Source organism: Pseudomonas sp. MWU13-2862 (assembly GCF_023242495.1).
Taxonomy (GTDB): domain Bacteria; phylum Pseudomonadota; class Gammaproteobacteria; order Pseudomonadales; family Pseudomonadaceae; genus Aquipseudomonas; species Aquipseudomonas gingeri_D.
Genome location: NZ_JALMEZ010000001.1, coordinates 328569 through 341050 on the forward strand (window position 1 = coordinate 328569; position 12482 = coordinate 341050).

11 protein-coding genes are annotated in these 12482 nt (G+C 62.0%); 6 read left to right on the plus strand and 5 right to left on the minus strand.

Going from position 1 to position 12482, the window contains the following annotated elements; translation table 11 throughout:
• Positions 1 to 15 precede the first annotated feature (15 nt).
• Together M5C56_RS01580 and M5C56_RS01585 are read left to right on the plus strand one after the other, a co-directional pair.
• Positions 16 to 405, plus strand: coding sequence for a DUF1987 domain-containing protein (locus tag M5C56_RS01580; protein ID WP_100942705.1), 390 nt, complete (start codon positions 16 to 18; stop codon positions 403 to 405).
• Positions 406 to 427: 22 nt separating this feature from the next.
• Positions 428 to 1243 carry a GGDEF domain-containing protein gene (locus tag M5C56_RS01585; protein ID WP_103494200.1) on the plus strand — a complete coding sequence of 272 codons (816 nt, stop codon included), beginning with the start codon at positions 428 to 430 and terminating at the stop codon, positions 1241 to 1243.
• Here the strand turns inward: M5C56_RS01585 and M5C56_RS01590 are convergent, their stop codons facing one another.
• Together M5C56_RS01590 and M5C56_RS01595 are read right to left on the minus strand one after the other, a co-directional pair.
• The gene (locus M5C56_RS01590) at positions 1244 to 2572 is read right to left on the minus strand and encodes an OprD family porin (protein ID WP_178129749.1); all 1329 of its coding nucleotides are present in this window, start codon (positions 2570 to 2572) and stop codon (positions 1244 to 1246) included.
• A gap of 346 nt (positions 2573 to 2918) precedes the next feature.
• Entirely contained in the window at positions 2919 to 4115 is a 1197-nt protein-coding gene (locus M5C56_RS01595; protein ID WP_103494201.1) for an amino acid aminotransferase, read from the minus strand.
• Between the two features lie 325 nt (positions 4116 to 4440).
• On the opposite strand from M5C56_RS01595, the gene uvrB reads away from it, so the two are divergent.
• Positions 4441 to 6456 carry an excinuclease ABC subunit UvrB gene (gene uvrB, locus M5C56_RS01600; protein WP_103494202.1) on the plus strand — a complete coding sequence of 672 codons (2016 nt, stop codon included), beginning with the start codon at positions 4441 to 4443 and terminating at the stop codon, positions 6454 to 6456.
• A gap of 122 nt (positions 6457 to 6578) precedes the next feature.
• On the opposite strand, the gene M5C56_RS01605 is transcribed toward uvrB, so the two are convergent.
• Positions 6579 to 7388: a sulfite exporter TauE/SafE family protein gene (locus tag M5C56_RS01605; RefSeq protein ID WP_103497873.1), complete on the minus strand. Its 810-nt coding sequence runs from the start codon at positions 7386 to 7388 to the stop codon at positions 6579 to 6581.
• Positions 7389 to 7498: 110 nt separating this feature from the next.
• Between M5C56_RS01605 and M5C56_RS01610 the strand changes: the two genes are divergently transcribed.
• The 3 genes from M5C56_RS01610 to M5C56_RS01620 are packed head-to-tail and all read left to right on the plus strand — an operon-like array spanning position 7499 to position 10514.
• Complete coding sequence (locus tag M5C56_RS01610) at positions 7499 to 8275, plus strand: helix-turn-helix transcriptional regulator (protein WP_103497872.1); 777 nt, start codon at positions 7499 to 7501, stop codon at positions 8273 to 8275.
• Between the two features lie 26 nt (positions 8276 to 8301).
• Complete coding sequence (codA, locus tag M5C56_RS01615; RefSeq protein ID WP_103497870.1) at positions 8302 to 9546, plus strand: cytosine deaminase; 1245 nt, start codon at positions 8302 to 8304, stop codon at positions 9544 to 9546.
• A complete protein-coding gene (locus tag M5C56_RS01620) occupies positions 9543 to 10514 on the plus strand; it encodes a hypothetical protein (RefSeq protein WP_103497869.1) in 972 nt (323 codons plus the stop codon). Before codA ends, M5C56_RS01620 begins: the two co-directional genes overlap by 4 nt.
• A gap of 6 nt (positions 10515 to 10520) precedes the next feature.
• Here the strand turns inward: M5C56_RS01620 and M5C56_RS01625 are convergent, their stop codons facing one another.
• Both M5C56_RS01625 and M5C56_RS01630 read right to left on the minus strand, forming a co-directional pair.
• Positions 10521 to 11111, minus strand: a complete 591-nt coding sequence (locus tag M5C56_RS01625; RefSeq protein ID WP_103497867.1) for a hypothetical protein — start codon at positions 11109 to 11111, stop codon at positions 10521 to 10523.
• A gap of 172 nt (positions 11112 to 11283) precedes the next feature.
• Complete coding sequence (locus M5C56_RS01630) at positions 11284 to 12276, minus strand: diaminopimelate epimerase (RefSeq protein ID WP_103497865.1); 993 nt, start codon at positions 12274 to 12276, stop codon at positions 11284 to 11286.
• Positions 12277 to 12482 lie beyond the last annotated feature (206 nt).

The window sequence follows — 12482 nt, forward strand, 5'->3', positions numbered from 1 at the left end:
AGTGACGCAATCGCCATGGATAATTTCTACATTGAAGCAACTGCCACATCTCCGGAAGTCGACTTTCGTTTCGATCAGAATCTGCTGACGATAAAAGGCGAGTCCTACCCGGAAAATGCCGCCGCCTTCTATGCCCCTGTCCTCCAGCAACTGCGCACCTACCTCGCCGCCCGCGAGGACACCACCATCACCACCCATATTGCGCTGGCCTACTTCAACAGCTCCAGCACCAAGATGCTGTTCAGCATTTTCGATGCCCTGGACAAGGCCGCCCAATCGGGTAACGAGATGCAGGTGAACTGGTACCACGACGAAGAAGATGAAACCATCTTCGAATTCGGTGAAGAACTGAAGGCCGATTTTACCGCCATCATCTTCAACGACCACGCAACGACTCTCCAATGATTCCTGGAGAAGGATGGTGAGCATGACCGCTTCAGTCACTTCCGCCGGCGCACAGGATGACGCGGCACACGACCTGTTCAGGAGCGAAACCGACGCCCTGGAACACGCCCGTTCGATTCTGGCCCTGACTGAAGCCGACGCCCCGGTGTACCAGCAAGCCCTCGGCGAGCTGACCGTGCACTTCGAGCGGCTCATGCGCGAGACGCGCCGGCTGATACGCCGCAGCGACCGTGCCGAGCGCGAAATGAACGCCCTCAATGCGCAGTTGCAAACCCTCGCCCGCCAGCTCGAATACCGTGCCACCCACGATGCACTGACCGATGTGCTGAACCGCGGCGCGGTGATTGACCTGACCGTGCAAGCGCTGCGCAAGACCGGGGCGGCGATGGTGGTGCTGGACATCGACCACTTCAAGCAAGTCAACGACGAATTCGGCCATCCGGCGGGCGATGCGGTGATTCAAGGCATCGTCGGCTGCCTGCGCCGGGCCGTGGGCAATGCGGGATTTATTGGTCGCGTGGGCGGAGAGGAATTTACCGTGCTGATTCCCGCCGGCACGCTGGAGGAAGGCCTCAGTCTTGCCGAGACCCTGCGTGACTGCATTGCCTCGCATGTCTTCGGGCAACCGGTGAACCGGCAGATCACCGCCAGTTTCGGGGTCAGTGCCAGTCCCATGGGCACCAGTTTCGACACGGCCTATGGCTTGGCGGATGCGGCCCTGTACCAGGCCAAGCGCTCGGGCAGGAATCGCGTCGAGGCAGCGCGGCCAGAAGCGGATGTCTGCCCGCTGGAACAACAGGAAGAAGAGCGCCTGAGCCCTCCTCTTCCCACCCTGTGATCAGAAGATCGAGATAGGGTAATCGGCGATCAGGCGCAATTCGTTGTTGTCGCCTTCAGGCTGATCGGCATTGGCACGGTGGAACGACTGGCGCAGGCGCAACGCCAGGTCCTTCGCCGGACCGCTTTGCACCACGTACTTGGCCTCGACATCGGTCTCGTGGTGCGTACCGTTGGCACCGTAGTGCAGCTGGTTGTACGCGCTGTCCGCGGCCATCTTGGTGCCGTCGATATCGTCACCGTAGATATAACGGGTCATGAAGCTCAGGCCCGGCACGCCATAAGTCAACATGTTCAGGTCATAACGCGCCTGCCAGGATTTCTCGCCCGGACCGTTGAAGTCCGAGTACTGCACGGAGTTGGCCAGCATGATCGAGTCGCCGCCGTCGCCAGGGCCGTTGGTGCCGAAGCCGACATAGTCGAACGGCGTGTCGCCATGGATCTTCTGGAACGCCAGGGTCACGGTATGCGCCGTCAGGAAGGTGTAGGCCGTGGCGAAGGAGAACGCGGTGTTGTTGATCGGACCAGCCTTGGCCGAACCTTCGTCATTGGTCTTGTACAGGTTGAAGTCGAAGTTCAGCGACTGACCCGGCGAAAGCGCCAGGGTGTAGTTGCCGTTGGTGTAGTACTGGCGCCAGACGTCTTCGAACTCGGAACCGTAGAGAGTGAAGTTGAGGTTGTCGTTGACCTTGTACTTGCCACCGAGGTAGTTGACGGCGCTGGCGGTGACGTTGGCGTAGGTGGCATACAGCGAGTGATCGTTGCTGGTGGAGACCACCCCGGTGCCACTGGTGAAATGCCCGGCTTCCAGGTCCAGGTCCTTGATCTCGCTGCTCAGCAGGTTGAAGCCGGTGGCGGTTTGCGGAATCAGCCGGGTACCGCCGGCGGCGAAGACCGGCGCGGTGGGCTGCATATCGCCGTAGAGCAATTCGGTCTTGGAAATCCGCATCTTCACCGCGCCGCCGGCCTTGGCGTAATCGTCCTCGGGCTCGCCATTGCGACCCACCGGCAGGTTACCGGTACCGGCCGTGCCGGCGCCGCCATCGAGCTTGATCCCCCAGTAACCGAAGGCATCCACGCCAAAACCGACGGTGCCCTGGGTGAAGCCGGAGCTGTAGTTGCCGAAGATGCCCTGGGTCCAGTCCTTCTTGTCCGCCGGACCGTTTTTCACGTCACGGTCAAAGTACTGGTTCTTCAGATGCAGGTTGAGGCTGCTGTCCTCGACGAAACCCTTGGCCTCGTCTTGATCCGTCACGGTGGTCGCCATGGCCGCCTGGGCCATGCCCAGCGAGACCGCCAGCGTCAGGAAGTTGAGTTTGGTCGACATCATTGTAATTCCCCTGGTTAATAATGTTTCACCCTCTTGTTAGTGCAAACGACGGATACACTCCGTCCTCCGCGCGAAGGGGTGGAAACGTAAAGCGGTAAAGGGCAGAAAGTGCCCGAAGGCAAGGACAATCTTCGCGTCAGCGAAGGAGGTGGCGGGTGCAGCTGTTATTGTGATTGCCAGCACCTATATATAATTTTTTGCCCATGGCCTTCATGAACACTGATTTAAGTAGCGGTGAAAATTTCTTCACCGAGTTTTAAGTTGTGGTTCATGTTGCTCCAGACAAAAAAAAGGCCTGCATCGCTGCAGGCCTTTTTCATGGGGCGCCAGGGTATTACCGGCGGAGTCAGATCACCTGAACGATCGCCTTCACCACCGCTTCGATATTGCGCTGGTTCAACGACGCCACGCAGATACGGCCGGTATCCAGGGCATAGATGCCGAACTCGTTTTTCAGGCGGGCCACTTGCTCGACCGTCAGGCCGGAGTAGGAGAACATCCCGCGCTGGCGACCGACGAAGCTGAAGTCACGCTTGGCGCCGTACTGGGCCAGCAGGTCGACCATCTGCATGCGCATGCCGCGAATACGCAGGCGCATCTCCGCCAGCTCCGCTTCCCACTGGGCGCGCAGCTCAGGGTTGTTCAACACCGCCGCGACGATGGTCGCACCATGGGTCGGCGGGTTGGAGTAGTTGGTGCGGATCACGCGCTTGACCTGGGACAGGACGCGGGCGGTCTCTTCTTTCGACTCACTGACGATCGACAGTGCACCAACCCGCTCGCCGTACAGCGAGAACGATTTGGAGAACGAGCTGGAGACAAAGAAGGTCAGGCCCGATTCAGCGAACAGACGCACGGCGGCGGCGTCTTCATCAATGCCATCACCAAAACCCTGGTACGCCATATCGAGGAACGGCACCAGATCCTTGGTTTTGACGACGTTCAGTACGTCCTGCCAGTCGGCCGGGGTCAGGTCGACACCGGTCGGGTTGTGACAGCAGGCGTGCAGCACGACGATGGACTTGGCCGGCAGCGCGTTGAGGTCTTCCAGCAGACCGGCACGGTTCACACCGTTGCTCGCGGCATCGTAATAACGATAATTCTGCACCGGGAAACCGGCGGTTTCGAACAGCGCGCGATGGTTTTCCCAGCTCGGGTCGCTGATGGCGACGGTAGCGTCCGGCAGCAGTTGCTTGAGGAAGTCCGCACCGATTTTCAGCGCACCGGTACCGCCCACCGCTTGGGTGGTGAGCACACGACCGGCGGCGATCAGCGGCGAATCCTGACCGAACAACAGGGTTTGCACGGCCTTGTCGTAGGCGGCAATACCGTCGATCGGCAAGTAGCCACGGGAGGCATGCTGAGCCGCGCGCTGGGTTTCGGCTTCGACAACGGCCCGCAACAGTGGAATTTTCCCACTTTCGTCACAGTAAACACCCACACCCAGATTGACCTTGTCGGTACGGGTATCGGCATTGAATGCTTCGTTGAGGCCCAGGATAGGATCGCGTGGTGCCATTTCGACAGCGGAGAACAGGCTCATTATTGCGGCGGCTCTGAATGGGGGGTGGAGGGAAGTGACAACGCTCCGGCCGATTGCACTAGAGCGGTGCACAAACGGGGAGCTAGTATAGAGGCCATCACCGGCCAGGGCGACCGACTATTGTCGGAATGTGACAAGTTTTTTGATTTATTTGCGGGACGCCCGTCCAATTGCAACAAGCTGCCCGGGTGGCGATTGCCTTGAAAGCTGTCCTCCCGGGCACCATATCCAGCATTATCATGTTTTTTCCCTACGACATCGGTCGTAAGAGGTCTTTCTCGTTTTCGCCGCGACTGTCAGGTGGGAATGAACCCAGAGGTAGGTTATGTCCGAATTCCAGCTCGTCACCCGCTTCCAGCCCGCCGGCGACCAGCCTGAAGCCATCCGTCAGATGGTCGAGGGCATCGAAGCCGGCCTGGCTCACCAGACCCTGCTCGGGGTGACCGGCTCGGGCAAGACCTTCAGCATCGCCAACGTCATCGCCCAGGTGCAACGCCCGACCCTGGTGCTGGCGCCGAACAAGACCCTGGCCGCGCAGTTGTACGGCGAGTTCAAGGCATTTTTCCCGAACAACGCCGTGGAGTATTTCGTTTCCTACTACGACTACTACCAGCCGGAAGCCTATGTGCCCTCCTCCGATACCTTTATCGAGAAGGATGCCTCGATCAACGACCATATCGAACAGATGCGCCTGTCGGCGACCAAGGCGCTGCTGGAGCGCAAGGACGCCATCATCGTCACCACGGTGTCCTGCATCTATGGCCTGGGCAGCCCGGAAACCTACCTGAAGATGGTCCTGCACGTGGACCGCGGCGACAAGCTCGACCAGCGCGCCCTGCTGCGCCGCCTGGCCGACCTGCAATACACTCGCAACGATATGGACTTCGCCCGTGCCACCTTCCGTGTGCGCGGGGATGTGATCGACGTGTACCCGGCCGAATCCGACCTGGAAGCGATCCGCATCGAGCTGTTCGACGACGAAGTGGAAAGCCTCTCGGCCTTCGATCCGCTGACCGGCGAAGTGATCCGCAAGCTGCCGCGCTTTACCTTCTATCCGAAAAGCCACTACGTGACGCCACGGGAAACCCTGCTCGGTGCCATCGACGGGATCAAGGAGGAACTCAAGGAGCGCCTGGACTACCTGCGCGACAACAACAAGCTGGTGGAAGCCCAGCGCCTGGAACAGCGCACCCGCTTCGACCTGGAAATGATCCTCGAACTGGGTTACTGCAACGGTATCGAAAACTACTCGCGCTACCTCTCCGGCCGCGCTTCCGGAGAGGCGCCGCCGACCCTCTACGACTACCTGCCGGCCGACGCGCTGCTGGTGATCGACGAATCCCACGTCAGCGTTCCGCAAGTCGGCGCCATGTACAAGGGCGACCGCTCGCGCAAGGAAACCCTGGTGGAATACGGCTTCCGCCTGCCCTCGGCGCTGGACAACCGGCCGATGCGCTTCGACGAGTGGGAAGCGGTGAGCCCGCAGACCATTTTTGTCTCCGCCACCCCCGGCAACTACGAAGCCGAACACGCCGGCCGGGTCATCGAGCAAGTGGTGCGTCCCACCGGCCTGGTGGACCCCCAGGTGGAGATCCGCCCGGCGCTGACCCAGGTCGACGACCTGCTCTCGGAAATCGCCAAACGTGTGGCCGTGGAGGAGCGCGTACTGGTCACCACCCTGACCAAGCGCATGGCCGAAGACCTTACCGACTACCTCGCCGACCATGGCGTACGGGTACGTTACCTGCACTCGGACATCGACACCGTGGAGCGCGTGGAAATCATCCGCGACCTGCGCCTGGGCACCTTCGATGTGCTGGTGGGGATCAACCTGCTGCGCGAGGGCCTGGACATGCCCGAGGTGTCGCTGGTGGCGATCCTCGATGCGGACAAGGAAGGTTTCCTGCGCTCCGAGCGCTCGCTGATCCAGACCATCGGGCGGGCGGCGCGCAACCTCAACGGCCGGGCGATCCTTTATGCGGACCGCATCACCGGTTCCATGGAACGGGCGATCGGCGAGACCGAGCGCCGCCGCGACAAACAGATTGCCCACAACCTGGCCAATGGCATCACGCCCAAGGGCGTGTTCAAGGATGTCGCCGATATCATGGAAGGCGCCACCGTGCCCGGTTCGCGCAGCAAGAAGCGCAAGGGCATGGCCAAGGCCGCCGAGGAAAACGCCCGCTACGAAAACGAACTGCGTTCGCCGAGCGAGATCACCAAGCGTATCCGCCAGTTGGAAGAGAAGATGTACCAGTTGGCCCGCGACCTGGAGTTCGAGGCGGCGGCGCAGATGCGCGACGAGGTCGCCAAGTTGCGCGAGCGTTTGTTGACCGTCTGATCCTGAGGCCGAGCACCGCCCCCTGTAGGAGCAGGGCTTGCCCGCGAAGCTTTTAGCGATCTTGCGGGCCTCTTCGCGGGCAAGCCCTGCTCCTACAGGTTCGGGGTGTATTGATGGGCGAGTCAGTTCAGTAACATCGCCAACAGCACCAGCGCCAGCAAGCCGATGTAGACCCTGGCATGCAAACGGTCCGGCAAGCGCCCGATCCAAGGCGTCGCCAGGCGCATCCCCGCCAGCGATCCAAGGATCAGCACCGCGAACGCCAGCAGATCCACATACCCGGCAAACCAGGGCCCCAGCCCCAGTGGCCGGAACCCGGCCAGCGCCACATAAGTCAGGGTCCCGACCACCGCCACCGGCACGCTCAGTGGATTGGCCATGGCCGTAGCGAGGTTCATGCTCAAGCCGTTGCGTCGCAACAGCGGCACCGTCATGACGCTGCCACCGACACCGAGAAAAGTCGCCACGACACCGATCACCACCCCTCCGCCCACCGTGACAAAGGGCTTGAGCGGTTGCACCAACCCCGTCGCGCCCTGCTGCATAAACCCGCGCCGTACCAGACAATCGACAATGGTCAGCGCCAGATAAGCGATAAAGGCCCAACGTACCGTCCCGCTGCTGACCAAACTGGCCAGCACCGCCCCCAACACCGAACCCAGCCCGATAAACCCCGCCAGCGGCCAGATATAAGCGCGCCGCAGATTTCCGGCACGCCGGTGCTTGCCCGTGGCGATCAGGGCATTGGCGATCATCACGCAGGTCGAGGTCGCCACGGCAATCTGCATCGCCGCCGTGCTGATCGCCGGGTCCGGGCTGCCGCTCAGGGCCCAGTACAACAACGGCACCACCACAAAACCGCCACCAAAACCGAACAGCACGCTGGTCACCCCTGCCAGTCCGCCAAACAGTGCCAACAGCCCATAAAGCATCACGTCGGGTCCTTTCAGAAAGAGAGAACCCCAACCTTAAGCAGCTGACACTTGGCGCGCTTGCGCAAGTCCGTCAATACTGTTTGCGTTTCGGCCAGACAGACCCTGCCATGCGCAACACGTCCCTCGCTCAGTTCGATCACCTGCCCCAGGCCGTGATCGCCATCGGCACCGACTACCCCCACGGGCACCTGCTGGCCCGCCACCAGCACCGTCGGGCGCAATTGCTCTATGGCGCCACGGGGGTGATGCATGTGCTCACCGATGGCGGCAACTGGATCGTCCCGCCGCAACGCGCGGTGTGGATTCCTCCCGGCGTGCCCCATCAGGTGCTGATGCTCGGTGTCAGCACCCGCAGCCTGTATATCGAGCCCGATGCCGTCGGCGAGATGAGCCAGGCCTGCCAGGTACTGGAAGTCTCGGCCCTGCTACGGCAGTTGCTGATCGCCGCCGTCGACATGCCGGTGGACTACGACCCACAGGGCCGCGATGGCGCGCTGATCACCCTGTTGCTGCATGAGTTGGCCCGCGCCCACAGCCTGCCTCTGCATATCCCCCTGCCCCAGGACCCGCGCCTGCTGCCGCTGTGCCAGGCCTTCGTCGGGCAACCGGACATCCGCCAGTCCCCCCGGGCCTGGGCGGACCGCCTGCACCTGAGCCTGCGCAGCTTCGGGCGCCTGTTCCAGGACCAGACCGTCCTGAGCTTTTCCCAATGGCGACAACGGGTCTGCGTGGTCCTGGCCCTGGCCCGGTTGAGTCAAGGCGAGTCGGTCACGCGGATTGCCCTGGATTTCGGCTACCAGAGCCCGGCGGCGTTTTCGACCATGTTCCGCCGAGTTCTCGGCCGATCTCCGAGCAGTTTCCTGCAGACTTCGGATACCTTATGACGACACGTACGACAAGGACCCCGCCCATGCATATCCTCAACGCCAAGCTGCGTCACCGCGAAGGCCTGTATGACCTGCACCTGGAACACGCACGGATCGCGAGCATCACCCCGCAAACCGGCCCGTTGAGCGCCGGCCCAGATGATCTCGACGCCCAGGGCAACCTGGTGGTCCCGCCTTTCGTCGAACCGCATATCCACCTCGACGCCACCCTCACCGCCGGCGAGCCACGCTGGAACATGAGCGGCACCCTGTTCGAAGGCATCGAGTGCTGGGGCGAACGCAAGGCGACCATCACCCATGAAGACACCAAGACCCGCGCGAAGAAAACCATTCGCAGCCTTGCCGCCCATGGCATCCAGCATGTGCGGACCCATGTCGACGTCACCGATCCGCAGCTGACCGCGCTCAAGGCCATGCTCGAAGTGCGCGAGGAAAGCCGGCACCTGATCGACCTGCAGATCGTGGCGTTTCCCCAGGAAGGCATCGAGTCCTATCGCAATGGCCGGGAACTGATGGTCGAGGCGATCAATCTCGGTGCCGACGTGGTGGGCGGCATCCCGCACTTCGAATACACCCGGGACCAGGGCGTGTCCTCAGTGAAGTTCCTGATGGACCTGGCGGAAAAAACCGGCTGCCTGGTGGACGTGCATTGCGACGAAACCGACGATCCGCACTCGCGTTTCCTTGAAGTGCTGGCCGAAGAAGCCCGCAGCCGCGACATGGGTTCACGGGTGACCGCCAGCCACACCACGGCCATGGGCTCCTACGACAATGCCTACTGCGCCAAGCTGTTCCGTTTGCTGAAAGCCTCGGGGATCAGTTTTGTCTCCTGCCCCACCGAGAGCATTCACTTGCAGGGCCGCTTCGATAACTTTCCGAAGCGGCGGGGCGTGACCCGGGTGGGCGAGTTGCTGGACTCCGGGATGAATGTCTGTTTCGGCCAGGACTCCATCGTCGACCCCTGGTACCCCTTGGGCAACGGCAATATCCTGCGGGTGCTGGAGGCCGGGCTGCATATCTGCCATATGCTCGGTTATCGCAATCTGCAAAGCGCGCTGGACCTGGTCACCGACAACAGTGCCAAGGCCATGGCCCTGGGTGAACGCTACGGGCTGGAAGTCGGACGCCCGGCCAACTTGCTGATCCTCTCGGCCGACAGCGACTACGAGATGATCCGCAGCCAGGGCCTGCCGCTGTATTCGATCCGTGACGGCAAGGTCCTGGTGAAACGCCAGCCGGCGCAGTTGCAGTGGCAGGACCCGCTATGAAATTCGACAAGGCCTACTGCATCAGCCTCGACGAAAAACTGACGATCTATGACGTCCGCGATCTGAACTTCGACGAGACGGTGGAGTTCGACTCCAGCCGGGAAAGCTTCCAGTGCCCGAACGATGCCTGCCGCGCGGCGTTCGACAGCAGCAACCGGCTGACCACCTACAACGCCAGCAACCCACGCTTCAAACGCACCCCGCATTTCAAGAACATGCCCAGTACCCGGCACCTGGCGGACTGCCCGTACCTGAGCGCGGAAACCGCACCGAGCGGGCTCGATGGGGAACAGCCGCCGGACGATATCGAAGGCGAACAGAACTTCCCCGTCGAGCTGCTGCTGACCCGCCGCACCTATGCCCGCAAGACGCCGGCCAGCGTCGACACCCGACCGGCGCAACCAATAGCGGAACCGACGCCAGTCATCATCGATACTCCCGCCGTCCAGGAAACCAAGGCCCCACCGAACCGCACCAGCGTGTTCGCCCATCCGGTGGAGTGCTTCGTCTCCAACCACGCCAACAAGGACCTGCTCAAACGCATGCCCCTGACCATTGGCGACCTGACCCTGAACTACAACACCTTCTTCAAGAAGGTCGAATACTGCCAGGACCGCCAGGGCCTGATCTACTGGGGAAAAATAAAGGAAATCAAGGACTACAAGACCAGCTTCAGCGTGGTTTTCGACAAACCGGTGTGGGCCGACAAGAAGCGCTACTCGATCAATGTCTACCTGAGCAAAAGCCTGATCGAGAACTACCGCCAGCGCACGGTGTTCCTGGAAGAGATCAAGAGTGTCATCGACCAGGCTGAAGACCTGTATTGCTTCTTCTACGGTGTCACGCCGCAATTGAAGCAAGTGCCGAGCAAGAAGAACCCGGACCAGACCTTCAGCGTGTTCAGTTGTGAAATCGACAACCTGGATCACTTCCTGATTCGCCAGGCGCCAGGACTTGATGCCCCTTGAACCGGCTCAATCCGCCGCGCCGGTGCGCGCGGTCGAGGCACCGGCCCACTGGTAGGTCTTGTGGGCCGCACATCGGGTGTCACTGGCCACCGAGCGGTCGAACACGAACTCGAAGGTCACCGCGCCCTGATAATCCGTGCGGACGATCCGGTTGACGTCCAGCAGGTGCCAGCTGCCATCCTGGCGCAAGGAGTCCGGCGAACGGTATTGGTCGCTGGCCCTGGTCACCCCCTGCTTGTTCAGGGTGTCCAGGTGAAAGTTGATATTGGCCTTGTTGCCGCCACCCTGGCCGCTGCTGCGGACAATCCGGTAGCGCACCGTACTGACATCGAAGTAAGCCGTGCTGCCGGCGGAGGCGAACACCACCCTCGCCTCGAGTTCGCCCCTGAAGCGGCCCACCGAGCATGAAAAATAGTCGGTTCGACTGCCCTCCAGCAGTTCCGCCGGACTGGACTCAACCGCATCGGTAGTGGTGGAGGAAACCACTTTCTTATCGCTGATGGCCGGCTCGGGCACCGCCTGAGCGCACGTGGAGGCGGTGCTGAACACCAGCCCGGCACACACCAGCGCGCTGAATAAACCTTTGATTGCTCTCATCGTAAATTCCCTTTAAACGAGTCGGAAATTCGGACCCGTTCTCACGGGCCGATCAGGGCAAGGCGCTCGTCGGCCTTCCACCCTGTCGACTCATCAAGCCAAAACCGCCAGGGTCGGACAAGGGCCGAACAGGCCTGCGCAGGGGGGACTTTTTCTGGTCTCGATGTCGGCCTCAGGATTGACGCCGGGCCGCGCCAAACAGGTGGACACTCTGCAACTCGTCGTCCAGGGCCACCAGGCGGATCGGCGCCGTGCCGCCCGGCATGCCGACCCGGACTTCGCCGGCCTCGACCCAACCGACCCGCCAGGCCGCACAGGCCACCGCGCTGGCACTGGTGCCGGAAGACGCCGTCGGTCCTTCACCGCGCTCGAACACCCGGGCCTGCAATTGTCCCGGCGCCACCCGGGTTGCCCATTGCAGATTCACTCCCGCCGGACAGGGTTCGCCGGCACCGGTCGGTGGGGCAAAGGCGATGCGGGTCAGGCCAGGCTCCAGGGCCGACTCGCCCATTTGTGCGTTGCTCGGTAGCAACGTCGGCTCGTCGACCAGGGTGACGCAATGCGGATTGCCGATACGCACAAACTGGCTGCGCTGCCAGCCGGCGTTCAAACTCGACAACTGTGCGACATGGCTCAACTGGCGGCCATTCAACTGCGCCTCACCGACACGCCGGGCAGACACTGCCTCCGGACCGAACGCCGGTTTCCCCAGGTCCAGCCAGAACCCCTGTTGATCCTCGACCTGTGCCGGCTCGACCAAGGTGGCGACCGGAGAGAGGCCCCCCGGCTGATCGTGATGAACCCGCAACAGACAAGCGCCCTGAACCGGCATCAAGCCCTGCTCGGTCAGCGCCTGGGCGAAAATCGTCAAGCCGTTGCCGCTGCGCTCGGCCAGGGTGCCGTCGGTATTGATAATCAACAGGTCGAACGGCGCTTCGCTCTGGAACGGCCCGACCAGCAGGCCATCGGAACGATGGTGTTTGCCACCTCGCGCAGGCACCTGCCCTCCCCAGCCACAAAGTGCCTCCACCGCCTCAAGCGCCCAGTCCTGGCGTGACAGCGCCGCCTGCGCGGCATTCGTCGGCACATCCAGACCCAATGCCCGCACTTCCCCGGGACTGGCCACGGCATAGATATTCCCGCGCGCATCGTAAAACGTTGGCATGCAGCCTCTCCGCAATCCTGCTTTCAGACCCGCCACTCTAGTGGCAAAACCTTGCTTCCCGGGAGTATTTTCCAACGGATTGGCTAGGTGTCCACCCGTCGATATCCTGCTGACGTCGACGCGCGAACCCTACTTTTTCGCAGAGGACAGAGCATGAACAGCAAGGCCTCCGTAGCGTGTTGCAAGTACGCGTCGACGGCGAGCAG

Excerpts from the sequence above, each read along its gene's own strand:
- codA (WP_103497870.1), top strand. The coding sequence starts at position 8,302 with ATGCATATCCTCAACGCCAAGCTGCGTCACCGCGAAGGCCTGTATGAC.
- M5C56_RS01610 (WP_103497872.1), top strand. The coding sequence starts at position 7,499 with ATGCGCAACACGTCCCTCGCTCAGTTCGATCACCTGCCCCAGGCCGTG.
- M5C56_RS01625 (WP_103497867.1), bottom strand. The coding sequence starts at position 11,111 with ATGAGAGCAATCAAAGGTTTATTCAGCGCGCTGGTGTGTGCCGGGCTG.
- M5C56_RS01605 (WP_103497873.1), bottom strand. The coding sequence starts at position 7,388 with ATGCTTTATGGGCTGTTGGCACTGTTTGGCGGACTGGCAGGGGTGACC.
- M5C56_RS01595 (WP_103494201.1), bottom strand. The coding sequence starts at position 4,115 with ATGAGCCTGTTCTCCGCTGTCGAAATGGCACCACGCGATCCTATCCTG.
- M5C56_RS01620 (WP_103497869.1), top strand. The coding sequence starts at position 9,543 with ATGAAATTCGACAAGGCCTACTGCATCAGCCTCGACGAAAAACTGACG.
- M5C56_RS01580 (WP_100942705.1), top strand. The coding sequence starts at position 16 with ATGGATAATTTCTACATTGAAGCAACTGCCACATCTCCGGAAGTCGAC.
- M5C56_RS01630 (WP_103497865.1), bottom strand. The coding sequence starts at position 12,276 with ATGCCAACGTTTTACGATGCGCGCGGGAATATCTATGCCGTGGCCAGT.
- M5C56_RS01590 (WP_178129749.1), bottom strand. The coding sequence starts at position 2,572 with ATGATGTCGACCAAACTCAACTTCCTGACGCTGGCGGTCTCGCTGGGC.
- uvrB (WP_103494202.1), top strand. The coding sequence starts at position 4,441 with ATGTCCGAATTCCAGCTCGTCACCCGCTTCCAGCCCGCCGGCGACCAG.
- M5C56_RS01585 (WP_103494200.1), top strand. The coding sequence starts at position 428 with ATGACCGCTTCAGTCACTTCCGCCGGCGCACAGGATGACGCGGCACAC.